General features: G+C 51.1%; 18 protein-coding genes. 4 read left to right on the forward strand and 14 right to left on the reverse strand.

All coding sequences use genetic code 11. The annotated features are described in order from the left end of the window. Positions 1–3: 3 nt before the first annotated feature. From P2W70_RS27780 to P2W70_RS27820, 9 genes are all read right to left on the reverse strand, one after another. Positions 4–168 carry a DUF5908 family protein gene (locus P2W70_RS27780; protein WP_276484830.1) on the reverse strand — a complete coding sequence of 55 codons (165 nt, stop codon included), beginning with the start codon at positions 166–168 and terminating at the stop codon, positions 4–6. Between the two features lies 1 nt (position 169). Continuing rightward, the gene (locus tag P2W70_RS27785; protein WP_276484831.1) at positions 170–610 is read right to left on the reverse strand and encodes a phage tail protein; all 441 of its coding nucleotides are present in this window, start codon (positions 608–610) and stop codon (positions 170–172) included. Between the two features lie 10 nt (positions 611–620). Continuing rightward, on the reverse strand, positions 621–1,052 hold the full coding sequence (locus P2W70_RS27790; RefSeq protein WP_276484832.1) for a phage tail protein: 432 nt from the start codon (positions 1,050–1,052) through the stop codon (positions 621–623). An 82-nt stretch (positions 1,053–1,134) separates the two neighbouring features. Beyond that, positions 1,135–2,961, reverse strand: coding sequence for a phage tail sheath family protein (locus P2W70_RS27795; RefSeq protein ID WP_276484833.1), 1,827 nt, complete (start codon positions 2,959–2,961; stop codon positions 1,135–1,137). Positions 2,962–2,985: 24 nt separating this feature from the next. Further along, a complete protein-coding gene (locus tag P2W70_RS27800; protein WP_276484834.1) occupies positions 2,986–4,071 on the reverse strand; it encodes a hypothetical protein in 1,086 nt (361 codons plus the stop codon). A 5-nt stretch (positions 4,072–4,076) separates the two neighbouring features. After that, a complete protein-coding gene (locus tag P2W70_RS27805) occupies positions 4,077–4,661 on the reverse strand; it encodes a Pvc16 family protein (protein WP_276484835.1) in 585 nt (194 codons plus the stop codon). Positions 4,662–5,096: 435 nt separating this feature from the next. Continuing rightward, positions 5,097–5,363: a hypothetical protein gene (locus tag P2W70_RS27810; protein ID WP_276484836.1), complete on the reverse strand. Its 267-nt coding sequence runs from the start codon at positions 5,361–5,363 to the stop codon at positions 5,097–5,099. A gap of 322 nt (positions 5,364–5,685) precedes the next feature. Next, on the reverse strand, positions 5,686–6,156 hold the full coding sequence (locus P2W70_RS27815; protein ID WP_276484837.1) for a TopoII/MutL transducer domain-containing protein: 471 nt from the start codon (positions 6,154–6,156) through the stop codon (positions 5,686–5,688). Positions 6,157–6,245: 89 nt separating this feature from the next. Beyond that, positions 6,246–7,043 carry a response regulator transcription factor gene (locus P2W70_RS27820; RefSeq protein WP_276484838.1) on the reverse strand — a complete coding sequence of 266 codons (798 nt, stop codon included), beginning with the start codon at positions 7,041–7,043 and terminating at the stop codon, positions 6,246–6,248. A 105-nt stretch (positions 7,044–7,148) separates the two neighbouring features. On the opposite strand from P2W70_RS27820, the gene P2W70_RS27825 reads away from it, so the two are divergent. Next, complete coding sequence (locus P2W70_RS27825; protein WP_276484839.1) at positions 7,149–7,811, forward strand: DUF1349 domain-containing protein; 663 nt, start codon at positions 7,149–7,151, stop codon at positions 7,809–7,811. A gap of 66 nt (positions 7,812–7,877) precedes the next feature. Here P2W70_RS27825 and P2W70_RS27830 read toward each other — a convergent pair whose 3' ends face one another. Continuing rightward, complete coding sequence (locus P2W70_RS27830; protein ID WP_276484840.1) at positions 7,878–13,259, reverse strand: cellulose binding domain-containing protein; 5,382 nt, start codon at positions 13,257–13,259, stop codon at positions 7,878–7,880. Between the two features lie 1,011 nt (positions 13,260–14,270). Between P2W70_RS27830 and P2W70_RS27835 the strand changes: the two genes are divergently transcribed. Further along, positions 14,271–17,792, forward strand: coding sequence for a PKD domain-containing protein (locus P2W70_RS27835; RefSeq protein WP_276484841.1), 3,522 nt, complete (start codon positions 14,271–14,273; stop codon positions 17,790–17,792). 104 nt (positions 17,793–17,896) lie between these two features. Here the strand turns inward: P2W70_RS27835 and P2W70_RS27840 are convergent, their stop codons facing one another. Together P2W70_RS27840 and P2W70_RS27845 are read right to left on the reverse strand one after the other, a co-directional pair. Beyond that, positions 17,897–18,583: a phosphonatase-like hydrolase gene (locus P2W70_RS27840; protein ID WP_276484842.1), complete on the reverse strand. Its 687-nt coding sequence runs from the start codon at positions 18,581–18,583 to the stop codon at positions 17,897–17,899. A gap of 98 nt (positions 18,584–18,681) precedes the next feature. Next, the gene (locus P2W70_RS27845; RefSeq protein WP_276484843.1) at positions 18,682–19,281 is read right to left on the reverse strand and encodes a 5'-methylthioadenosine/S-adenosylhomocysteine nucleosidase family protein; all 600 of its coding nucleotides are present in this window, start codon (positions 19,279–19,281) and stop codon (positions 18,682–18,684) included. 733 nt (positions 19,282–20,014) lie between these two features. Between P2W70_RS27845 and P2W70_RS27850 the strand changes: the two genes are divergently transcribed. Then, the gene (locus P2W70_RS27850; protein ID WP_276484844.1) at positions 20,015–21,010 is read left to right on the forward strand and encodes a helix-turn-helix domain-containing protein; all 996 of its coding nucleotides are present in this window, start codon (positions 20,015–20,017) and stop codon (positions 21,008–21,010) included. A gap of 141 nt (positions 21,011–21,151) precedes the next feature. Next, positions 21,152–21,454, forward strand: a complete 303-nt coding sequence (locus P2W70_RS27855; RefSeq protein WP_276484845.1) for a polyhydroxyalkanoic acid system family protein — start codon at positions 21,152–21,154, stop codon at positions 21,452–21,454. A 91-nt stretch (positions 21,455–21,545) separates the two neighbouring features. Here the strand turns inward: P2W70_RS27855 and P2W70_RS27860 are convergent, their stop codons facing one another. Both P2W70_RS27860 and P2W70_RS27865 read right to left on the reverse strand, forming a co-directional pair. Next, the gene (locus P2W70_RS27860) at positions 21,546–23,384 is read right to left on the reverse strand and encodes a glycoside hydrolase family 35 protein (protein ID WP_276484846.1); all 1,839 of its coding nucleotides are present in this window, start codon (positions 23,382–23,384) and stop codon (positions 21,546–21,548) included. An 83-nt stretch (positions 23,385–23,467) separates the two neighbouring features. Beyond that, positions 23,468–25,009, reverse strand: a complete 1,542-nt coding sequence (locus P2W70_RS27865) for a glycoside hydrolase (protein ID WP_276484847.1) — start codon at positions 25,007–25,009, stop codon at positions 23,468–23,470. Between the last annotated feature and the right edge of the window lie 8 nt (positions 25,010–25,017).

Genomic DNA, 25,017 nt, shown 5'->3' on the forward strand with positions numbered 1-25,017 from the left:
TGCTCAGCGTTGTTTTTTCTCCTCGAGGATCTCCATTACCCGTTCTACCGTTTGCTTCACCACCTCTTCTACCGACACAGGTTCTGCGGCCTGCGCAGGCGCCGTTGCCGATGGGCCATTGCGGTCGATGTTGGTGGTGATCACAATCTCGTGAATGATAATGGGCATCTTATGAGTTGATGATTTTGAAATACTGATAGTACAACTCCAGCGACTCGATCACCAGGGTACTGCTTTCTGCATTGAAATTGGATATGCTCCACTTGAGCGGATAGGCATTCATGAACCTGTACGCCATCAGTGGCTCTTTCTTTTCATTGAGCAGGGCCACGATGATGGAAGTGGGTTGTATCGACAGGTTCTCTACGGCATCCCTGACCCAATTGGTGAGGGCCGATTGCACGGCCAATCCCCGTTTCAATACCAGCGGCGTATAATTGGCGCGGGTAGGCAGTTTTTGGGTAAAGCGATTCTCTCCACCCTCCACAATATCTTCGGTCTGTAGTTCCATGCCAATACCCGCCACGTCCTGGAACGCAATATCGATGGGTTCGCTGCTGATCTCGAAGCTTACCCAAAAGGAAAAACCTACTGGTGGATAACGGGTCATAGTGTAGGTTTTATACGGCTTCGATCACCAATCCTTCATGGGCCAGTTCGATGGTTTCAACAGCCACTTCATTGGCATCGCTCTTCAGGTCGGGTGCTGTTACCTTGGTAGGCCAGGCCTGTTTCAGGCGCCAGATGTATACCGGCTCGTGGTTCTCATTGAGTAGTGAGATGGTGATATCGCGACGGTCGATCTTGCTCAGCGAAACACTGTTGAGCCATTGGAAGAATTCGTTGTCACTGGTGAACATGCCGCGTTTGAGCGTCACGTTGCCATATTTCTGCAGCCCCGGCATTTTAATCTTATGGTACTCGGGACTGGAACCGTCGCGGTACTCGATCATTTCATTTTCGATATTCAAACCGGTAACCTCTGTAAAGCCAATTTTTGAACCGCCCCATTCCACCCGGAAGTGAAATTTTGGGAGTGGATAATTTGCCATGATAAAGTGATTTATGTGTTTAACTGCCGGCCCGGATCAGCCGGGCTGCTACCCGGTCCGGCAAACGTTTTTCGATCCTGGATTAAGAAGTAGCCATTTTGTGGGAGAAGCGCAACACGATGAACTCAGCGGGACGCACCACCGCCAAACCAATCTCTACGATCAGCAATCCGTTCAGTACATCATCGGCTGTCATGGTTTGGTTGAGTCCTACTGCTGTATAAAAAGCGTGTTCGGGCTTCGCTCCCTGCAGGGCACCGTCTCTCCACAATACCGTCAGGTAATTGTCGATCATGCCTTTCACCCTGATCCAGGTATTGGCATCATTGGGTTCAAACACAAACTGGCGCGCAGCATTCTGGCAACTTTCTTCCACCATATTGAAGAAGCGGCGCACATTGATGTACCGCCATTCGTTGTTGTTGCCCGCCAGGGTACGTGCACCCCATACCAACTTGCCACGGCCTACAAACTCGCGGATACAGTTGATGGACTTTCCATTCTCAGCATCTACGTTGAAGTCTTCCTGATCGAGATCACTCAGTAACACTTCCGGTTTGGCCACCGCATTGAGCGATACATTGGCCGGCGCTTTCCATACGCCACGGGTTCTGTCGACAGCCGCATACACGCCTGCCATAGCGGGCGAAGCAGGTAACAAGAGCGGAATATTATTGAAAGCTTCTTTGAGCCTGGCTTCGAAAATGGAATTGAAGAAAGGATTGATCTTGGACAGGAAAGTGGTGTTAAGCTTGGCGTAGTCTGTATCATCGACGTTCTTGGGAGCCGCTTTCAATTGGGCGATGACAGGCGCCGGTAACGCGCCAAACAACGCCTTTACTTTATCCTGAAGTTGTGTGAGCAGGTTGGTCTTCTCTTTGGCGGCTGTTTCTATCAGATCAAATTTCGTCTTAGCTGCCGCAATGGCTGCGTCCGCTTGTGTTTTGATCAGGTCCGTCACTAGTTTGGTTTTGTCTGTCAACGATTGTTGGTCAGCTGTCGAATAGTACGACAAAACCGAATTCTTGCGGCTGTTGATATCGCTGATCTTGCTGGCATAAGCCTCTACACTGATATTCTTGAAGTATTCATCATTGAACGCCGCTACTACGCTATTGACCGTAAACATGTCTTTAGCCGATTTATAATCAAGCGTATTGAGCAGGTTGGTGGCGGCATTGGCGGCAAGCACATCTGCTGCAAACGTCATGGTAATACTGGCCGAATTGAAATCGTAGGTATAAGTAGTCACCAGGTGCGGGAAATAAGCCGCGCCGTATTTAATGCTGTCGATATTATTGGAGATGGTATTGCGGAACTCTGTTTTTGACTTTACCGGTGACACTTTGTTACTGGTGAGTTCGCGGTTTACATCGATGATGACGAATTTATCCTGCAGCGAAGCGACTTTCTGCAAGGCAGCATTGTACACATCATAATACTGGTCTTTGTTTGTAAGCGCCCAGAGATCCGGGAATACGATGAGGGTCACTTCATCGACCAGGTCCAATTTCAGCAATTCGGCTTTGTAGGTGTTGACATCGATGCCTGTGCGGGCATAGGCGCCAATTGAATGTATATAACAGGGGCCGCCACCATTGTCAAAATAGTGTTTTACGGCGTAATACATCACATTGAGATAGTTGGCAGACAATTGGGCCTCGGCCGGCAGGTTCAGCTTTACCGTTACCTGGGCTTTGACCACATCGGGCATACCATAGTACAGTTCGTAATCGGCCAGGGAGCCGATCTTATACGACATACCGGTCAAATCGCCATCTTTCACCTCTGTAGCTTTTTGGGTCACCCCGAAAAAGCAGGGAATGGCGGTTTCTACCGAAGCCACGGAAGGTGGCAGCTTTACGATTTCTTCCAGGTATACACCGGGAGTTTTATAACTAAATGCCATATTGTTTTTTTTAGCTTTAGAAATTTATTTGTTGATGGTAATTGTTGACGTGTTGGTAGCGGCGTTGTAGTTGTTCATCGGGTCTATCGGAGTATATTTCTTCTTACTGCCGTTTTCGATCGACACCAGCTTCGATTTATAGAGGTATACCCTGTAATTGTTGACCGTGCCGGTGACACGTTTATAATTGGGCATTTGCGGATGCGGTACTGCTACAGCGCCCACAATCTCTACCCCATCGAGCATTAGTTTGGAGCCAGCGTCGTAAGTAGGCACATTTAACGTCAGGTTGATCGTGGTCTGAAATGACGGGAAGTGAACAATGAAATTATTGATCTCGCTATACTTGCCGGCTTCCGTTTCCGTAACGGCGAGGTTGCCCTGCGGGATATTGACCACCCCCAGCGTATTGACCGGCATAGCCCCGTCCGTGACCACAATCTTTGGAAAACTGGCCAACGCGCTGTTGTCACTTTGCCGGTTGAAGGAGAGGGCAATGGTCTTGAAACGTTGTTCGTACAACGCGTTGTGTATGGCTTTCAGGTCTTCGTCTTTTACGAGGGGGTAAGCGTTGCCAGCGATGGTCACTTTCACGTCCAGTGTCTTTGTCCCTTTTTCCAGTGGCTGTTGCATCAACGATCGAATGCCGGCTACGGTAACGTTGGTTGGTATATAAGGCAGCAGGTCACCCGCTGCCAATTCGGCCGCTGCTCCACAAGGCAGACAGGCCACCGTCTTTTTCCGGAAGACATAGTTCACTGCCGGCAATAGAGGCTTTACTACCAATAGCCGATTGTTGAAAGGCAGCCCGCTGGGCCTTATCTTTTCCATATGGGGCGCGGTGAGATAAAATGACAAGACTGCCGGTAATTTCGCGAGCGGCGTTAGAGGAGCACCGCCGTTAAACTCGTAAGAGACCAGCAGCCGGGTATAATGATCGGTTTGATCGATATAGCCACCCAATTGACTCATACGCTCCGCCAGATCTGCAACGGGTTCCAGCACAAAGTGGCGACCACTCGTATAGTCGATCACATTACCGGCATTATTTCCTTCTTCCAGGAAATTGGCTGTATGAAAGAGTGTTAATATGGGCGTTAATTTCTTCACGTCGGTTAATTCTTTTTGTGGAGGGCATTGACCTTGGTCTCTTCGATCGGCGGGCCGCCGGGCGTTATGTCGGCATTGTCTACAGGTATGGTCTTGAATTTGTACACCACCGAGGGGTGATACTTTCCGCCAAAGAGGCCCCAGAGATCATTCGTTTGTTCGTAATTCAGCGAAACGAATTCGGCACGTACTTCTTCCAGACCGGGAGGATAATTACCGGGTACTACCGCCGATGTTTTATCGATGCGGGGCTTGCTTTGAAAATACTGCACCACATTCTCCAGCATATCGATGCCCTGGTAAGACTCCGTATCCTTGGTATAAAAAGTAAACAGACAAATAATATTGAGCCAAACCGGAGGTTTACGATACGTGATCTCATTGTTCACCTTCACGTAATTATCGGGCGCTTTCAACATCTTATCTTCTTCGATACTGACGATGCTGATCACAATCTTGTCGGCTGCTGCATTTTTATCGTCGATGATATTATTGAGATTGGCAGCAACGACGAAATCACCGTTGGTCCCAATTTTATTCGAGATAAACGTGTTCAGGTCTTTTTTCAGAAAGGCAATGAAAGGGCCCATTGTAATTTTTCGTTTCGAAATAGAAAAACGCATCCTGCCACCTGCAATCAGCAGGTGTTCAGCATGGAAGCAATGATGCTCCCCTACAGCAATACAGGAACGTAGCAGCTATACAGGCATAAACGACCTGTACGAACAAATGGATGTTTACTTCGGATGATACCAGTGCAAATGATCAGTGAATGATAGTTTCAGAGGGAGTCGGATGGATTGTAACTGGGTTATCTACGTATCAGAGCTGGGAAAGGAAAAGGTATGAGAAATTCAATATTTCATCAAATGTCTACGAAACTATTTAAAGCGCCAATACCCAATTCGTGGTATTTTCTAAAGACACCACAAATAGTTTACCTATTAGTGGTATGCGGCCTTGCGCCAGAACTTTTCTGGGTACATAAAAAGGTCCCGGCCTTTACCGGGACCTCCCAACCTTCATTACCATCTCAATTTGTAGTAGGTGTTGTAGTTTGGATACTGTATCCAGGGGCCAATGGCTCCATTGGCATTGTTACGCGTCCACAACGTGTACGAAACAGGTAGCTTCTTTTCATACTTCATATCGCGGTACTCCTGGTCATGGAAGCGGACATAACCTGAATCGGTTCTGCCATAAAAGCTAATCTTCACGGGATTGTTGGCTGCAATGGGTTCAAACAACAGCAATCCAAACAATTCATTGGTCGTCGTCGGCACCACCCGCATATTACGCCAGGTAGTGTAGGGATTGTCTTTGTTGTCGTAGGTAATTCGACCTTGATCTCTGGTTCGCCTGGTGCAGTGGCTTTTGTATTCGCGGCGGAAGGATCTGTATGATAATAATTAGCCCACTTGTAGTTGGGTGAATTCCCTTCATAAGCATAGGTAACATAACTGTACTGGCAGGGAGTGAACAGGCATGTTAGCGATCAGTACCCCCGTTCGCCGGCCATTTGCACCGGAGCTACCGCAATAAGCAATACCTGCATACAACAATGCCTCCCGTTATTACAGGAGGCATTTTCTTTTTATACAAGCTATCGTAGAATCATTTGCTGAGGTACACACGCCGGAAATACTGCCCGCCATTAGCGCCTACCTTCGACCACTGAAAAGTAAAGGCATTGGCCGTCAACGTAACGATCCGGGCCGTATCATGTACCAGCATATCTTTTACCACCAGGCGGTTGTTGGTAAACAGCTCATAAGTGGAGCTATACGTATTTTGATTGGCGTGAACGACTACCGCACCCGTACTATTGAACTTCCAATAATCCTCCGACTTACCCATATATACACCGGGCGTGGGATATAAGGTCAACCCATTCTCTATAAAAAAATAATTTCCAATGTTGGTGGAGGAATCTTTTACAACCTTCCAGTCCGCCTGAACCAGGGCTATCGAATCAGTAAAGGTGGGCGTTCCGGTTGTTTGCACCTCGGGATCTTTGGTGCAGGCCGTTAACAACGTGATGGTCGTAACAAAAACTATAGCAGATAATAATACGGCTGGTCGCATATCGTGAGTTGTTGCTTGAAACTACGATATTCCACAATTCCCGGCTATCCAATCTTTAATTCCCATCCGCAATATCGACCATCCGCCGTTTAAATCAACCCCATGCGCTCGGCGATCTTACAGGCTTCCAATGAATTGGACACCTGCAGCTTCTCGAAGATATTCTGCCGGTGCCGGTTAACGGTATGCTGGCTGATGGATAGTTTCGCGGCGATCTCCTTACTCCTGCTCCCTTCCCGGATCAAGGAAAGCACTTCCTTCTCACGCCAGCTCAGCAAGCTGTACACCTGCTCTTTACCCGTTTCCACGACCCTGCCACGGCGTGTATTCACGATCAATCCCTCTGCCGGTTCCAGGTGGCTGGCTTCCATATACAGCGTATACAGGCACAAGGCCAGGCGGATACTGCCATCATCGGCACCGGATATATAGAACAGGCGGTGACGTATGGCCCGGTACTGGCCATTACAATCCTGCATACGCAGGCGACATATCAATTGGTAATCGGATCGCTCCCCGACAGGCAACTTTTTCATCAGGTGAAAGAATTGCAATTCCAGGCTGTGCTTAACCAGCAGGTCGTCCGGATGTATGCGATCGAGCAACTCACGCTCCCAGATCGATTCTATCACCTGCCCGTCCTGCAAACCGGGCATGCCCCATTCGGCCGCAATACCATTGTGATAGATATAACTTCTGTTGGCATGCATATCACTCAATACACTGATGGCATTTTCCATCCCAGCATACAGCCGGGCGACCGACTGGCCCAGCTGCAAATAGCCATTGGCATCGGCAGCACCGGTAAACGACTGCAGCAGCAGCGTATCATTGAGTGTATAGTACAGATTGTTCAATCCCTCCGCGAAATGGCTGTTTTTAACCATTGGGCACTGTTCCGGCAGGCAGTAGTTTTGCCGCGAGAAACAGACCGGCTGGCAGGTCCATGTTGCCGGTAAAACTAAGTAATTACACCATAACCATCATTGAGTATGAAAATGTTATCCCGTTGGGTGGCCATGGCTGGCTTGTTGACCGCACAGGCCGCAGCTGCCCAAAGCCTCGAAAAAATGCAATGGTTCAATGAACCTGCCAAATGGAGTATCAAAGACAAAGCCCTGAAAGTATCCGTCACCCCGCAAACCGATTACTGGCGGATTTCTCATTATGGCTTTACGGTGGATGATGCACCTTTTTACTATGCCACGTATGGCGGAGAGTTTGAAGTGAAGGTAAAGTTGACCGGCCAATACAAAGCACGCTTTGACCAGATGGGACTGATGATCCGGATCGACGAGCAAAACTATATCAAGACCGGCATAGAATTCGTGGATGGCAAATTCAACGTCAGCACCGTAGTGACGAATAAAACCAGCGATTGGAGCGTCATGCCGCTGGAAAAAGCACCACCCTTCATTTGGGTCAAAGCCATCAGAAGACTGGATGCCGTGGAGATCTTCTTCTCCTACGATGATAAGACCTACACCATGACCCGCAATGCGCCCCTCAAAGACAATACACCCGTCATGGTAGGATTGATGGCTGCCTCGCCCGATGGACAGGGCTTCGAAGCCACTTTTGAACAGTTTACCGTGACACACCTGCCCGACCTGCGCCGGCAGGAATGGCTAAAAGCCAACACACCCGCGAAGTAAGTATAGCCATAAAAAAACCTCCCGTAGACACGGGAGGTTTTGATTGCTATATAAACATATAAACTACTATTCTTTAAAGAGCTTCCGGCTCACCTGGTGGGCACCATCGCTGACGATCAGCTGGTACACACCGGCAGGCAGATGCCCCATCGGTAACTGACAGGCCGTTCCCTTGAGCGTAGCCTGCGTCACCAACACCCCCACCGCATTGAACAACCTGATCTGCGCACCAGTCCCTACGCCGTCCACGCGGATGTTGACATGATCACGCACCGGGTTGGGATAAATACCCGTGATTGATAAGGCTCCTGCAGGTGCTCCGGCACGCGGGGTGGTACCACCAGTCAACAAGGCATTGGATGGCTCCACGCCAGCGATCAACGCTCCTTTGTAGTAAACAGTGATCCGCTCATTGAGTGCTAATGAACCCGGTATCGTATAGGAGTGATCGTCTGCCTGATTGAAAACAGCCCAATCGTTCTTAGCGATCCGGAACTGGATATTGCCCGTATTACACAAAGGATAAAAACGACCGGCAGCAGCGGAGAAGCCCAATTCCAGGTAGGCATCGGCACCGGCCAGTGGTTCGGGCAACCTGGTAAAGGTGCTCGTGACGTTATTGGCGCCCAACTGCGCGTAGTCGATCCAGCGGTTCAAGGGCACATTGCTCTCGGCGGTAAACCAGTAACGCACCGTGATGTCTTTGTAATCGAGCGCCACATTGCCTGTATTGTTGATGATCAGCGTGGCACTGATGCTGTTGTTACCAGCTTGCTTATTGGCAGCCAGCACCGCCAGGTTCACCTGCGCGGTCGCCGCTAATGGTGCTGTACCTGCAATCAACCGACCATTGCGGTATACGGTAATGTGCTCGTTCGAAGCATAGGTGGTATTGGCTGCATAAGAATGATCGTCGCTTTCACTAAAAAGCCCCCAGTTGGTATTGCCAGCCCTTGATTGTATCACGCCGCTATTGCCCCCTGCCGCCAACAAACCCGCACTGGCATCAAACCGATACTCGATGTATCCATAGGCACCGAGGTAGGGCATAGGCAGTGACTTGTATTGCGCCTGCACTTTATTGCCCAGTGTTGCATAGTCGATCCAGGTATTGATACCGGTGTAGTTTTCGGGCGTGATCCAGTAGCGGGCCGTCAACTCACCATACGACAAGGCTACCGTATCGAGGTTCACCAGTTTCAGGTAAGGACGAAGGCTATTGCCGGTGGTATTGGCGCCATTACCGTTGAGGTGATCGACCCGCAGGTGATACGGCAATACATTCAATAGTCGACTGGCGCTGGCTTCCTGGTATTGTTCATTGCCAGCCTGCTGCGCGGTGATGAGGGCGCTGCCTGCCGCCTTCACCGTTACTGTACCGGTGGCGTCGACAACAGCAATGCTGGTATCGGCGCTTGTATAGGTAAGCGGTAAACCGGTACTGGCACTGGCTGTGACCACGAAATCGGCATCGCCCGGGCGACGGGCATCCATCGGAGCCAGTGTGATCAATTGGTATTTAAGCGGCTCCTGTCCATTGGCCAACAGTGCCACTTCCGCATCGTTCATGCCATAGCTATAGATGCGCGCATCATCATATTGGTGATCACAATATGGATCGTTGGGGAATTGAGAGCGACCAAAATAGTTGTTGCGGGTACTGCCCATCTGCGACGGCTTTACGGTAGCAGCACTATCCCGGTATTGCAACTGGCCATTTACATACAGCTTAAATACATTCCCTTGCTGGCTGATCGCCACATGCACCCACTCGTTGAGGGGCATGGCGTAAGGAATATACCGGTCGTAGGTACCCGCGGGGCAGGTGATCTTATACCGTACCTGGTTGTTGTTGATGCGGGGCACCAGCACCATGAAAGTGCCGGCATCATTGCCAAAATCAAATAGCCGGGTATTGTTAGCCTGGTTCGCGGGCAGTTTGATCCAGCTCGCGATCGTGAAGTCGTTGATGGTTTGCAGCACGCCTTCCGGCAATTGTACATACGATTTGGCAGCAACGGTCAATCCCACGCCACCGGTAGCACTGTCCTTACCAGCTACCCAGCCAGCTCCCGCATTCAATGTACCATGATAGGCACCCCAAACATCCTCAGCCAACGAACCGGTTGCTTCATTGAATGCAATGTGCAGGTGCTGACCAAAGATGGGTATACCCGCTAGTTCACTGCTAGCAGGACCAGTACCAGCTGCATTGACTGCAATGATCTTATAATGATAAGTATGATCGTTCACGACATTGGTATCGGCGTACCGGACTGCATTCAGATTTGTAGCCAGGGTTGTATACAAGCCACTGACAGCATCAGCCCGTTGTATTTCATAGCGAGCATCATACATAAAATCCCAACTGAGGGTAATACGTCGGTCGCCCGAAGCGATTCGCGGCTTCACCACCATACCAGGCGCTACCAGTGGCTGCGTCGTTAGCGGCAGTACGGTCGAGTTAGCACTTTCACCCGCCGAGTTGAGGGTCGTCACCACATAGTAGTAGGTAGTAGCAGACGCGAGTGTCGAATCGAAATAAGTGAGCTGACTGGTTCTGCCCAGGATGGTCTCAAAGGGACCTGCCGCAGACAAACCTCTTTTCAGGTTGTAAGACCGTACATTGGTACCAGTATTCCAGACAAGCTTTACCTGGTTGGATGCCAGCACCTCGCCTGTGAGCGACGAAGGCGGCACCGGCGTTGCGTCGCGCTGCACCACGTATGGGGCGCTGTAGACAAATTGAATACCGTCGCGACCGATCGCTTTGATGCGATAAGTTGCTTTCGTGGCAACACTATCTACAAAAACAAGGTCGCTGCCTGCTGCATAACCCGTGTCAGTATGGATGCCCACAAAAGCCGTATCTAAACCGTCCAGCTTACGCTCCAGCACATAGCCTGAACCTGTTTCTCCATTCAGGTCTTTGTATCCCAAGGTTACCTTGGTGTAATCTGCTTCATCGATCACGCCGGTGATCGGAGGTGCCACCAGTTTCCAGTTGTGCACAAAAGCCTGTCCGGGCGTATAGGCAAAATTGGAGCGGTTGGCAGCATAGTATTTACCAGCCTTGGTCAGCGTATCTGCCAGCACCATGGCCCGTTTGTTCTCTACCCAGTTGTAGATGGAATACCGTTCTACAAACGACGTGGTATCCAGTACTTCCAGGATCCCCTTGAGGTCGTTGTATTGTTTTTCGAACTGCGCGGTGGGGTCCGAAGGCCAGGCCTCTCCCGTCCAGTTGGCGCCGTTGTTCCATTCCGTGATCCATAACGGACGCTTTACCCGATCATAGATCGCTTTTAGTCCGCTGTACCATTGCGCCGGGGTGCGACTGTTCCAATAACAATGTACCGCCACGAAATCGACCCGGTAGTTGAGCGAATCACATTTCGCGAGGAAATCAGTTATCCAGTTGTTGGATGGATTGGCTGGTGAGGGAGAACCAATCCGCAATCCCGACTTCATCATTTCCGGCCATTGCTGAATGGCGGTAGCGACAGACATATTGGCCTGGTCGGCCTGGTCGGGCTCATTAAAACCGAGCAAGGTATTGGAATTGTTCTTGCTGTTGATATCGGCCCAGCCCGGCCAGCCGGCATTGTGACGGATCAACGCATAATCATAATCGGCTGTTGGTGTACCACCAATATTCCAGTCATAGAACCAGGTGGAGTTGGTCAGTGATACCGGCAGGCCACCACCGGCCCAGCCTTTCTTCGACACCCAATTCCATTTAAACACCCGGATGAAGGACACGGTATTATCGAGTCCCTGCGGCATGGTGTTCACCACCAGATCACTGTCGTTGGCAATGAACACGCGGCTATAGCCGGAGCCATCCGGGTTGTTGGCCAGCGTAGCCATATAGCCCCGGCGCAAGCGGAATGAGCGAACGCTGTTGTCGAACGTAGCCAGGCTATCGTGGTAAGTATTCACGTTGAAAGAGCGGGTATTGCCTGCCAGCCCCGGCGACGTAAATACCTGCAAGGCCTCGTTGGCGATGAGGTTGCCGTTGGGGATCAGCACGGTTCCATTCTTGTACACGGCCAGCCGGTGGTTGGCATTACCGGCAGCAGGCGTTCCGTTGATCGTTACCTGATCGAGCCAGTTGGCAGCGACCTGCGAGGGTTTCACATTGTCGAAGAAAAGCCACGCATCGGGATGATCGAGCGCCACCGTCGAGTTGACCATCGGTGTATAATTACCATTGAGGTGCAGATCGGTTTTACCAGCCACGACGTAATGCGTGTTGAAGCTGGTGATATACGAAGCAGTCGCCCCGGTAACCGACACCGTTTGCCTTACGCCGGTTTCAATGGCAGCGGGTGCATAGGCCCCTTCTTCGTAGGTAACCGAACTAATGTCCATATTCACTGCACCTGCCGGATAGTTCTTGCCAAACAGGAATCTTGGTTCGGCATAAAATTTTCGCAGGGCCAGTTCGGCAATGGAGAAGAGCCCCCAGTCGCCGGTAAACGTCAGGTAGTAGGTACCCGCCTCCTGGGAGGTGAAGAGAAAGTTTTCCCGTTTCAGCACCCGTGTACCAGTGGTGGCGAAGGTATGGGTAGCGTACCGGTCGGTGACCGCGGTCGTTTTACCGATCCCCACAGTGATGCTGCGGCCGCTGGTGGCATTGGATACATAAGCGTGCAGCATCGAAAAATCATACGCCGTATTGGCTTCCAGGATTACGGGGTAATGATACACCATGCTCTGCACAGGTGCACCATCCCAGCGGATGTATAGTATGCGGCCAATATAAGCGCCGCCGCCATCGAGTGTATGCGTATTGCTGGTGGCGTTGACGTCCATATAACGCGAACCGCTGGTGCCATTGGCTACATTGAAGAAACCAGACACCGTAGCGCCGGTGTAGCCCCAGCCATAGTCGGTGGGGCGGCCCGTATTGTTAGGCGCCGTACCCGCCCAGTTGGACAACAACGAAGCGCTGCTGCCATATGGAGGATCATTGACCTCGGCCCCGTTCACGATGTCTTTGATCGTTGACAGCGGCTGGGTTTCAATGTAGGCGCCATTCTGGTAGATATGGGCCGAATCGTTGCGAACGGCTATCCGGAAAACGTGCTGTTCGGCTGCCCGCGACAATGTAATCGGACGGGATGCAGCCAGCGGTGCCGAATAGCGCAGATGGGTGGGATCGAGCGTCAGGCGCCAGCCACGCATGGCCGAGTTGCGGCCTTCGAGGTCGAGCCCGCGGCCACTGGCCGCATTCACGCGCGCTTTCACCTCGAGGGTATAACTCGGCGGCAAAGGCATAAACACCGAAACGGTGTCAGCAGCGGTGGCATTGGTAAAGGAGCGGTTGGAAAGTAGGTTTTGCTGAAGCGAGGCTTTCACCGGAAGATTGGGTGCCTGGGCACGGAGTTGTACCACAGACAGGCACCATAGGCCCCATAGGAGCACGTAGCGCTTTTTACTCATACGCAAGGTTTATCGTTATGGTTATTAAATACGGTGCAATCAGGAACTGCCGTCAAAACAGCAACAGATCCGCAAAATAGAACCAGCGTTTTTGCAGCGGCGGGGGGATTCGGTAAAAAAAGAGGGGGATTTGGGAAAAGAACGGTGACGACCTTGTGACCAGTTCTGGTTATATTAAATAGTCAATCGCAGACCTTGCACGAAGCGTAGATCTACGAACACGAACAACCGTTCATTTACTACCCATAGCGGTCTACTCGTTATTATGTGATCTAATAAGGCAACAGGAAAGTCAATCGCAGTCTAAAAAGAAAATTCCGAAGGAAAAACCCTACTACAGCATCCAAAAGTTGTTAAGATGACCAACAGCCTGTTTGTTTAGCAAAGCGACAATCAAGCGGTTTAAACATCCAACGTCCAACCGGACTCAACTAAAAAGGCGCAGCAAGTTTCTTAGTGCCGGCTATACAAGATTCAGGTGGTCGCAATTGACAATTATCAAACAAGCCACCCTTATTACGAACAATTCAGGCCATAAACAGACCCCAGGGTGCTGATAATGATAATTAATGGTCACTTTTGCAAAACCAGGAAAGCCTGCTTTTCGTATAATTTTTAGTAGCAGTAAACGGCCACCGATAGTTGATGATTTTCCAAATGCGTTTGAATCATCGCCAGCCTACTCCCATTTTTCTGCAACAGGGGATTTGATGCGAATAAATTAACCGGCTCATTTCCCAGATTGGTACAGTAATTGCGCCTGTGAAGCGATTCGATCCGCCCCCTGTCAAAACTCGGCACGTCCACATGTTAAGGCGATGCAGATCCCTGGCCCACCCACCTGGTGATGCAAAGCAATGATCAGCTAAGCGGACGCTATTTACCTTCTGTCTACCAAATTGAAATGGCAAAAACGCAAATGCTTCGCATTTGAAATGACCATGTAGTGCTATCACTGCAAGGACATGACGGACGACTTTTTATTTCATCACCAAAGTGCGCTGAATTACTATGAAAAATCTTTTACTCTTCCTGGGCTTGTTCATTACCTTAACCGTATCTGCCCAGCAAGTGCCCAAAAGCTTGCGTGCCGCCAATGGCGACAACCTCGGCTTTTACCAGTACACACCGAAAAACTACAACACGAGTACCAAGTACCCCCTCATTATTTCCCTGCACGGGGTGGGCGAACGAGGCAATGGTACCACCGAACTGAAGAATGTACTGGGTATAGGCATACCGGCCGCCATCAATGCCGGGTACGATATGACCTTTACCTGGAATGGAAAAACCGAGAGCTTCGTGGTTTTGTCGCCCCAGCTGACTTTCAACTACGGTGGATGGGGAAACTGGCACATCGACGAGATGATCAATTATGCCAAGAAAAACCTGAGCATCGATGAAGACCGCATCTTCCTCACCGGCATGAGTCTCGGTGGTGGTGCCGTTTGGCAATATATCGGCGGCTCGCTCGCCAACTCCCAGAAGCTGGCCGGCGTCGTACTGTGCTGCGCCGTAGGCCCCTGGTACATCGATTTCTCCAATATCACCAAAGCCAATCTCCCCATCTGGGCTTTCCACGCGCAAAACGACTACACCGTAGGCCCCAATGCCACCACCAACGGCATCGCCAATATCAACAAACTCAACCCAGCAGTGGTGCCTTACATGACCATCTACCCGACTGGCGGTCATATTATCTGGGGCGAGGTATACGACGTTACCCACAACAAGCAGGATCCCAATATTTACGAATGGTTCCTGGCCCAGAATAAGAAATTACCCGTCAACAAAAGACCTACGGCCGTTGCCGGTGATGATATTATTACCAGCCCCACTGCTGCCACGGTCACTCTAAATAGCTCGAGATCATCGGACCCCGATGGTAAACTTGTACGTTACGTGTGGCGCAAGATCAGCGGCCCTGCCGCCGGCACCATCCAGACACCTGTATCGACCACCGGTGGTACGACCCTGGTGACAGGACTTACAGTGGCAGGCACTTACCTATATGAACTGAAAGTAGCCGATGAACGCTGCGACTGGGATATGGACACCGTGAAAGTAACCGTATCGGCAGGTCCGCCCCCCGCCGGCAATAAACCACCGGTCGTAGATGCAGGCGACGACATCGTTGTACAACAGCCTGTTACCCAGGTAGCACTGCGCGGATCGGCCACCGATCCGGACGGCCGCATCATCAGTTATACCTGGATCCAGACCAAAGGCCCGCAGGGTGCGCGCATCGAGAACCCTAACAATGCCACTACCCAGGTAGTAGGATTGCTGGTGGGCGATTACAGCTTCAGGCTGATTGCCGTAGACGACAAAAACGTTACTGCCGGCGACGATATCAACGTGAAGGTGTTGACGGCCGACGGACGTGGTTCAACCGGCGTCAACCCCGGTCCCAATGTAACCATCACGTTGCCTACCAACTCGCTGACCCTCGATGGTACCGCTTCCTACGATCCTTATGGAGGCAGCATCTACGGCTGGCGCTGGATCAAACTCAGCGGCCCCGCCGCCGGCACCGTCACCAACACCGGCGTTTCGGTCACCACAGCCACCGGCCTGGTAGCCGGCAACTATGTATTCCAGCTTACGACCTGGAACAGTCTCTGGGTACCTCAATCGGCTACGAAGATCGTCACAGTACTGAAAGCCACGGGCAATCCCAACAATCCTGATAATGGCAATGGCGGCAACCCCGGCAATCCACCTGCCAACACGCAGATCGCAAAAGCAGGTCCCGACCAAACCATTCAGTTGCCTACCAACAGCGTAACGCTCAATGGTTCTGCTTCGGTAGATCCGGCTGGCGCACTGACCGGCATCGGCTGGACAAAGCTCAGCGGCCCGGCCAGCGGCACTATTACAAACAGTAAAGCACTTACCACCACCGTAACCGGACTCACAGAAGGCTCCTACCAGTTCCGCCTCACTGTGCTGAATTCACAGTCGGTGCCTTCCTCTGATACCATGGTCGTGACCGTGAAAGCGGCACCCAAACCATCAGCTCCCCGCGACGTAGCGAAAGCAGGAGCCGACCAAACCATTCAGTTGCCCACCAACAGCGTGACACTGAACGGATCACAATCCATCGATCCTACCGGACCACTTACCGGTATCTCCTGGACGAAAGTCAGCGGCCCGGCAGGTGGCAACATCACCAGCAGCGGCGCCCTTACGACCACCGTTACCGGCCTGAGCGCAGGCACCTACGAATTCCGCCTCACCGTGATGAACTCCGAATCGGTACCTTCCTCTGACGAGGTCATCATTACCGTAAAACCAGCGGTACAAGGCCCCGTAACACCACGGGATGTTGCGAAAGCAGGCCCCGACCAAACCATTCAATTGCCCACCAGCAGCGTAACGCTCAACGGATCGCAATCCATTGACCCTACCGGCAAACTGCTGGGCATCGACTGGAAAAAGATCAGCGGCCCCAGCAGCGGTACCATCACTGATCCAAAGGCGTTGACTACCACGGTAACCGGTCTTACAGAAGGGGTGCATGCTTATCGTTTGCTGGTGTATAATTCACAGTGGGTTCCTTCTATGGATACCGTGGTGATCACGGTAAAAGCCGGCACTGAACCCAAGCCACCTACCAGCCCACGCGATATAGCCAAAGCAGGACCCGACCAAACCATTCAATTACCCAACAGTAGCGTAACGCTGAATGGTACACAATCCATCGATCCCAATGGCGCCCTGCTCGGTGTGGATTGGAAACAGATCAGCGGTCCTGCCACCAGCACCATCACCAATGCCAAAGCATTGACGACGACAATTACCGGACTGAAAGAAGGGGTATATGCCTTCCGCCTTCTGGTATACAATACACAGTGGGTGCCTTCGATGGATACGGTACAGATCACCGTGAAAGCGGCGACCACTACCACCCCACCACCAGTCAACGATTACCGTCGTATCGCGAAAGCCGGTCCCGACCAAACGATTAAGCTACCCACCAATACCGTTTCACTGGATGGATCTGCCACTACTGATCCGAGAGGTCCGCTGAGAGGCATTGGCTGGACGAAGCTGAGTGGTCCTGCTGCAGGAACCATTACCACCTCGAATGCACTGAAAACAACAGTGACCGGTTTGGCCGCAGGTATCTATCAATTCCGGCTGTTGGTGTACAACACCGAGTGGGTTCCTTCCTACGATACTATTCAGGTAACTGTACAGGCAGCGGGCAACACCCTGCTGACCGATACACGTAGCGTGAACAGCAGTATTACTGAGGACCTGATCACTCCGGTAGACGATAAACTGGTGATCTTCCCCAATCCTGCACAGAGCCAGGTCAACGTACAAGCGTCCAGCAATGTGCAGGGCGCTGCCAACCTGAACGTGTACGATATGAGTGGCAAGCTAGTACTCAAAGTAGCCTTCCAGAAAGCGCAGTCGCTGCATCAGCAGGTACTGAACATCACCTCCCTGAAACCAGGTCTGTACCAGGTAGAGGTATTGATCGGAAGGAAAACCAGGTTGAAGACGAAGTTTGTAAAACTGTAACTTACTGATCACTTCCAATACAAAGGCCGCCACGATCGTATCGTGGCGGCCTTTTCTATGATGGTAGTAAAAATTTATGAGGTGGTTGTCCGGAAACCCGCGGGCTACCCCTTTACATTCGCAGCCTCTACGATGGGTAACAACTCCTGGAGGTTACGCATAATAAAGTCAGGATCTGCAGTAACCAACTGATCAAAGGTATGGGCACCGGTAGTGATGCCGATACTGAACCGGCAACCCGCATTGCGGCCTTCCTCGATATCGATGATGGAATCTCCCACTTTCAGCACTTGCTGCGCATCGGTAATACCTTGCTGTTGCATCGCCAGCAGGATCATATCAGGACCCGGCCTGCCGGTAGTCACATCGGAGGCAGTAACCAGTCCATCGAAATCGACACCTTTCACCCAACCGATCTTTTCGACCAGTGACTCGGCCGTCTTGCGATCATAACCGGTGTTCATCACCACCTGTACGCCGCGGTCACGAAGGGCATGAAACAATTCAAGGGCGTAGGGCTGCCCGGAGATCGGTTTTGTACGATAGGCTTCTTCCAGCAGCACACGGAAACGATTGAATATATCGCCAGCCAATACATCGTCCTGAATACCTTTCATCGCCAACACACTTTTGATGGCTTGCAGCTTTTCCTTACCGGCGCCTTCGGCAAGCACTTGCTCCAGGGTAAAATCGAATCCTTGCTCATTGATGGCCGTACGCACCGCTTTGTACACGAGATTATCCTCGTTTACGGTAGTACCCGCCATATCAAAAATTGCCAGTCGTATCATAAGAAAACTGATTGATCAACGAAAATATTTGGCTGGCCGGGAACGAAGCCTGCGGCCACTTTAAGCTATTATTAAATTATTACAATCAGCAACGTAGTCTATGAGCGATCAGCTGCTTTATCGATGAACAACATACTGTGGAAGCTACTCGCAGCCCGGTGCACATGTAGCGTCCAGTCATCGGCCGCCTCACCGTCTGCTCCGTCCGAGATGTATTTCAGGCAGAGGAACGGAATGTTTTCCTGCTTAGCTATCAGCGCCAGCGGATAAGCTTCCATATCTACCAGGTTATAGGCCGTAACGGCATGGTTCATCTCGAAGCTGTCGCCTGTGCCGACGGTTCCCTGTACACAGTCATCCATTGTCAATCCGTATTCCAGCACCACCGGAATACCCGACAAGGGTGTTTCGTACAATTCAAAACCCAGTCCCCGTACATCCATATCACGCTGAATAAACCGCGTACAACAGACGACCTCTCCTTTCTTGAAATGATTGCTGCCGGCAGAACCCAGGTTGATGATCAACGACGGGCGCTGCTGGTGAATAGCTCGCGTAAGAGCAATAGCAGCACTGACCTTACCAATGCCGGTAACCAGTTTGTTGACTTCATGAAAAGCATCGCCCGCCTCAGAATCGAGCGCAAAAACAAACAAGGCATGGTCGAGCACATAAGACTGTCCGGAAATGGTGATCATATAATAGTAGTAAAGTAGCTGCTTTAGGGTGATGGCAATGATCGATGCATTGCACGGGCGCAAAAATAATACATTGAGGAGCGATATCAGCTTGCCCCACAAATAACCCCGACAGCCCGTTGCCACAGCCACACAAAACACAAAAAAGGCCGCTCGCGCGGCCTTCGACCCTGGAAAGGGTCAATCGTCATAGGACAAGGTGCAGTTCCTTCAGACTGCGAACTCAAACACTAACAAACTACTAAAAACGGCTTACTACTCTCCGCACAGCGCGTCGACACTGTGCGGGGAGGCGATCGACCTGTGAAAAACCACTAACGCAGGTCATCGCATCACCATTTCAGTTTTCTTCCGCAACATCCCCCGCAGTGCCACCTTTACGGCGGCAACAACTCGCTTCAGGATCTCAACCGGTAAAACCGGTCGATAAGGTTACTGATGAGCAAGCCCAGGATGATGCCGGCAAACAACGTAAAGACTACCAGCATAGGTCAGGATTTTGGTAGTCGGGCAAGCCGGCCACGGTTTTGTAAAGGGTACCAGATCTTTTTTCATGGACATACAGGTTTAGTGACATGGTTTCAGAGATAGGTTTACGGTTAGGGTATGTTTAATTTCGTTCAGATACGTATATTTGTTTGGAACGATCAAGACACAATAATAGGAACTATTTGGAACTATTGCAAGTATTTTGGGAACTTTGTTTTCCACAATTCCCCCTTAACTGATTATCATGGCATTTGGTAAGGAAATAAAAAGATTGCGCGACAGCATCAACCTCTCTGCCCAGAAACTCGCCGACCTCATTGGCATCGATGCCGAGCGGCTGCGTAAATGGGAACAAAAAGACCTGAACCCACGGGAAGAAGATGTAGCCCGCATCGAGCAGTTTTTCGGCATCACGCTGGAAGAAGTAATGCAACTGGAACACTTACGGGCAGCCCGTTTGATCCCCCGCACCAATACAGATAACCTGCAACAGGCTGTCGCCCGTATTACCGAAGCGCGCGAAGCCAAGGGCATGACGCAAACGGATGTGGCCGAGCAGTTGGCGACCAGCCTGGGCCAAACCTACTCCCTACGCCAATACCAGAAAATGGAAGCCGGAGAGTTTCCCAAGTTCAAAAAAGAAATCGTCAGGCAGTTGGAACAGGTGCTTAACGTCAGCCTATATGAACTAATATATGAACCAATTCAGAAACCATCGGAGGCGTTCGAATCCCTCTTCGACGGCACGGTCAACCACTTGGCCCAACGCCGCAAGCTGAAAACAGAAGAAGACACCAGCCATGACGGCATCATTTACGTACCCATTGCTGCGCAGGCAGGATATGCCAAATCGGTCGGTAGCCAGCTGTACCTGCACCAACTGCAACAATTCGTGTTGCCCGGTTTCCCCTACCGGGGTGAGCAGTACCGCGTATTTGAAGTGAAAGGCGACAGCATGGAGCCCGTTTTCAAAGAAGGCTACCACCTCATCTGTGAGCGCATAGAACAGGATGCCTGGCGGCAGATCGCCGAGTTCTATGCCTACATCATTGTATTGGAACAGGACATCATCCTCAAGCGCCTGGCATTCAAGAATGACGACAACTACGTAGCCATCAGCGACAACGAATTCTATAAGCAATTCCTGTTGCCCATGAAAGACATCAAAGAGTTATGGCTCGTAAAACGCAAGATGGATTGGGAAATGGCGCCCGGTAAGAAATACAAGATCGAGATTTAAGACGCGAACATCGTTCAGACAACCACCTGATACTTCCCCCGGCCCCCGGCCCACTGGCCTGGTAATTGAAGTGCTTTTCCCGTTCGGCGGGGAATGATATATTTGCCGCCCATTGAAGAGTAACCCACAAAAAATGATACTATGTCAAAACTCACAATAGATATCCCGCATCAATTATCACAGGAAGAAGCGCTCAAGCGCATTAAAGGTCTGTTGACCAATTTGAAGGAAGAACAGAAAGACATTATTTCCGGTGTATCGGAAAACTGGCAGGGACAGAAAGGCGATTTCAGTTTTTCTGCCAAAGGATTCGACCTGGCTGGTAATATAGACGTAAGCCCCGATAAGGTCGCCATCAACGCCGATCTGCCATTCGCCTTGTCGTTTTTCAAAGGCATGATCAGCAATGTGATCCAGCAAAAGGCCGCCGAATTATTGAAATAACTACCATAAAAAAACAGGCAGGCTGCTTTCGCTACCTGCCTGCATCTTTTTAAATCAGCACTGATGGACACTCCGCTGCGACGTTTGCGGTCTATTGTCCACTATTGCCCTTCGTGAGTACATCCAAGATCGGTTTGTCAAGGCTGGGCAGCGATGGCTGTTCAGGGGTCAACAACTCCAGTACCACCAGTTCATTCTTTCCCTGCTTCAACCACTCCACCGGCACATATACGGTTTGCTGTGGACCGATCGACCAGTAGCGGCCAAGATGATGGTCATTGATCCACACACTGCCCTTACCCCAGTTGCGCATGTCGAGATAGGTATCACCCGGTGTAGCCAGGTCAAACACGGCTTTCTTCACAACCGGCGCTCCCTTTACCTTAACCCCTTTCTTCAGTTTGACTTGATCGATGCGATCAAAAGGCAGCGAATACATTTGCCAGTTACGCAGTTCCTGTCCATTGAAACGCACGCCTTCCGTAATCCCCTTTTCATTCTTCAGCAGGTTGGGCCCAAAATTGATGCGGCCCATATTCTCCACCAGGATATCGATGGTTACCGTTCCGGCAGGCAGATCCACCTCCAGGCTATCCTGTTTCAGGCGCCTGTCCAATACCCCTACCCGCTTGCCATTGATGAACACCAGTCCATAGTCACGCAGCTCTTTGATACTGAGCATACCCTTACGGCCACCGGGCTGTTGCGTACGGTACAGCACATAGCCGTAAGCCTGTTTCAGTTTTTCGAAAGTAAGTGGCGTAGCTGCCTTCACTGGCGCCGGCAACACTGAAAAGATATCGGCAGACGTAGTAAACGTCAATGCAGGTAGCGTAATCGCCGGCTTGGCGGCAGGCACGGCCGGCAAGGTTTGCCCGGCAGGCAGGTTCTTCTGGATCATGCTGCGAAACAACATGAATTTATGCGTAGCGTTGCCCGCTTCATCGAGCGGTGCATCATAATCATAACTACTGGTTTGCGGTTCATAAAAACCGGTGTCGTAACAATTGGCACCATTCATATAGCCACGCGTGGTACCACCATGAAACATATACATATTCACCGACAGGCCTTCTGCCAACAGGTTGTCGAGCTTACCGGCATAGTCTTCTGCAGGCACTTTATGGTGCACCACTCCCCACCAATCGAACCAGGCAGGATACCACTCGGCCACCATAAACGGGCCTTTGCCATTATGGTATTTCCGCACCAGGTCTTTCACCTGTTCGGGACGGTCGAGCCCGTTTACCGTAGGCAGAAAGCCAGGCAGGTGCCCACGCACGACATCCTTGGCAGGATCGGAGGTATACAACAGGCAATCAAAACCTGCGTCCACAAATAGTTGCTGGTTGATAGCCAGGTATTCCTTGTCACCACCATAAGAACCATATTCGTTCTCAAACTGTACCATCAACACATTACCGCCATGTGTTACCAGGTACGGCGCCAGTTGCTTGCCCACCTGGCTGATATAGCTTTTATAAGCAGCGAGGTACTGCGGTTCGCGGCTGCGCACCTGTAATCCCTTAATATTTTGTAGCCAGTAGGGGTAACCGCCAAATTCCCATTCCGCACATACATAGGGACTGGGGCGCAATACCACCCATAACCCTTCCTCCTGGGCAATTTTCACAAAGGCACCAATATCGTTGTTGCCCGAAAAATCATATACACCCTGCTGGGGCTCATGCAGGTTCCAGAATACGTACGTACCAATCGTATTGATCCCCATGGCCTTCGCCATCTTCATCCGATGACGCCAGGCTTCCTTAGGCACCCGTGGATAATGGATCTCACCCGATATCATCTGAAATGGTTTACCATCGAGCAGAAAATGCTCGTCCCCCAATTTGAAATCATGGGTTGCCTGTGCCGACGCCCATAGTTGCACACAAAATAAACCAACCACTAATACAATCCATCTGCGCATACACTATAATTCTTTAAAATGAATAAAATTTCACCCTTGCCAGCTCAGTGACTGAACAGGCAGGGAAATCGCCATCACTGGTTCTATTTCGATCCCACCACGATGGTCATGATACTTTCTGGTTGAATGGTCACCACACCAGTCGCCTGTTGTTTTGCCAGGTGCTGTTCCGCACTGGTGGTATAGGTGGTGATTTGTTGTATAGCTTTTGAACGGCTACCAGCAGTCTGCAAGCTGAGTTGCTTCGCTTCTTTACTACCGTTGACGACCACTGCTACCAGGTGGCCGCTCTTGCTATCGCGGTAGGCGGATACGTAACACTGTTCGGGTGCACCGGCCAGCGTGGCTTCTATCCTTTGCATGCCCGGCCTTACAAAACGGCTGTAATTGCCGAGTGCCCACATCATTTTGCTGTCGGAATAGTTGCCATCGGTTTTATTCCTGTCTACATACACCAGTCCGTCTTTGTAATCGTAAGCAGATATCGCCAGCCACCACTGCCAGGCGGTAGCATTGGCAACGGCCAGGTCGGTATGTATGGTGCGTGCCACGTACAAGGCAGCACGGATTCCCGTATCTTTTTTGTTGCCGTTGATCTCACCATCGTTGTCTCCGAGGATACAATACTCCGATTGCCAGAAACGCAAGCCTTTAACCTCCCCCACTTTCGCAGCCAGTTGCTGGCGCAAAGCCACACCGGCGGCATACGGCGATGTACTGAAATAACTATGTCCCGCCAACACCTTGGCTACCTGCGGTATATTGCCCACATAGGTGGCGGGTTTCGTCACTTGAAAAAAAGCTTCCACCTGGTTGCCTCTGCCCGGCCTGTCATCATCCTTCAGCAGGTACTTGAGGTGGCCCGCTTCAGCGATCAGGACCTCCGTGCTTAACTTAGCAGACTTCAACTGCATAGCGAGGGCTTTCGTTAGTCCGCTGATTTGTTCATTGGTATAAGGACAGCCTTCCTGTCCGCCATCGCTCCAATCCCACTGCGGCTCATTGACCGGACTGATATAATTGAAGTGCACACCGGTCTGTTGCTGCAATCCTTTCAGGGCTTCCACCGTGTACAAGACGAATTTCTCGTAATGCTGACTGTCGATATTGGTCACCCCTTTTAGAGCGGTGAACGCTTTGCCATTGCGCGTGTACTGCACCGGCGGACTGTTGTAGAAAGCCAGGTAGTCCTTCACCCCTCTCGCTTTGGCCGCCTGGAGAAACCATTGCTGGCCTGCCTGGCGCCCAAAATTGTATTGGCCATTCTCCTCCAGGAAAGACTCGGCGCGGCGCCACTCGTCACGGATACCGCTGGCCGCCCCCTGTTGGGTGCTGCCACCTCCCAGGTTGAAACGCCACATGGAAAGACCAATGCCCTTGGGTTGACCATTGGCCAGGGTGTCCATACTGAACAACCAGTCGGCGATCGCATTTCTTTTGGCATCGGGCCACTGACCCACAAACTGGCCAGCCCAGGCATCGGAGGCACTGAAGTTCTCGATGGTTTGATAGGTTTTCCGGGTATCGAGCGTAAGCGTCATGGACCCACCGGACTGAGCGATAGCCGCACTGCAACACAGCAGGCTGCAAGCGGATACGAATGCTGTAAGCGAATTTCTCTTCATGTAATGCC

The sequence above is a fragment of the Paraflavitalea pollutisoli genome, from assembly GCF_029360705.1.
Taxonomy (GTDB): domain Bacteria; phylum Bacteroidota; class Bacteroidia; order Chitinophagales; family Chitinophagaceae; genus Paraflavitalea; species Paraflavitalea pollutisoli.

What these genes read in the sequence shown, in the direction of transcription:
- P2W70_RS27780 (WP_276484830.1), bottom strand. Translation starts at nt 168, where the DNA reads ATGCCCATTATCATTCACGAGATTGTGATCACCACCAACATCGACCGC.
- P2W70_RS27785 (WP_276484831.1), bottom strand. Translation starts at nt 610, where the DNA reads ATGACCCGTTATCCACCAGTAGGTTTTTCCTTTTGGGTAAGCTTCGAG.
- P2W70_RS27790 (WP_276484832.1), bottom strand. Translation starts at nt 1,052, where the DNA reads ATGGCAAATTATCCACTCCCAAAATTTCACTTCCGGGTGGAATGGGGC.
- P2W70_RS27795 (WP_276484833.1), bottom strand. Translation starts at nt 2,961, where the DNA reads ATGGCATTTAGTTATAAAACTCCCGGTGTATACCTGGAAGAAATCGTA.
- P2W70_RS27805 (WP_276484835.1), bottom strand. Translation starts at nt 4,661, where the DNA reads ATGGGCCCTTTCATTGCCTTTCTGAAAAAAGACCTGAACACGTTTATC.
- P2W70_RS27810 (WP_276484836.1), bottom strand. Translation starts at nt 5,363, where the DNA reads ATGCGGGTGGTGCCGACGACGACCAATGAATTGTTTGGATTGCTGTTG.
- P2W70_RS27815 (WP_276484837.1), bottom strand. Translation starts at nt 6,156, where the DNA reads ATGCGACCAGCCGTATTATTATCTGCTATAGTTTTTGTTACGACCATC.
- P2W70_RS27820 (WP_276484838.1), bottom strand. Translation starts at nt 7,043, where the DNA reads ATGGTTAAAAACAGCCATTTCGCGGAGGGATTGAACAATCTGTACTAT.
- P2W70_RS27825 (WP_276484839.1), top strand. Translation starts at nt 7,149, where the DNA reads ATGAAAATGTTATCCCGTTGGGTGGCCATGGCTGGCTTGTTGACCGCA.
- P2W70_RS27830 (WP_276484840.1), bottom strand. Translation starts at nt 13,259, where the DNA reads ATGAGTAAAAAGCGCTACGTGCTCCTATGGGGCCTATGGTGCCTGTCT.
- P2W70_RS27835 (WP_276484841.1), top strand. Translation starts at nt 14,271, where the DNA reads ATGAAAAATCTTTTACTCTTCCTGGGCTTGTTCATTACCTTAACCGTA.
- P2W70_RS27840 (WP_276484842.1), bottom strand. Translation starts at nt 18,583, where the DNA reads ATGATACGACTGGCAATTTTTGATATGGCGGGTACTACCGTAAACGAG.
- P2W70_RS27845 (WP_276484843.1), bottom strand. Translation starts at nt 19,281, where the DNA reads ATGATCACCATTTCCGGACAGTCTTATGTGCTCGACCATGCCTTGTTT.
- P2W70_RS27850 (WP_276484844.1), top strand. Translation starts at nt 20,015, where the DNA reads ATGGCATTTGGTAAGGAAATAAAAAGATTGCGCGACAGCATCAACCTC.
- P2W70_RS27855 (WP_276484845.1), top strand. Translation starts at nt 21,152, where the DNA reads ATGTCAAAACTCACAATAGATATCCCGCATCAATTATCACAGGAAGAA.
- P2W70_RS27860 (WP_276484846.1), bottom strand. Translation starts at nt 23,384, where the DNA reads ATGCGCAGATGGATTGTATTAGTGGTTGGTTTATTTTGTGTGCAACTA.
- P2W70_RS27865 (WP_276484847.1), bottom strand. Translation starts at nt 25,009, where the DNA reads ATGAAGAGAAATTCGCTTACAGCATTCGTATCCGCTTGCAGCCTGCTG.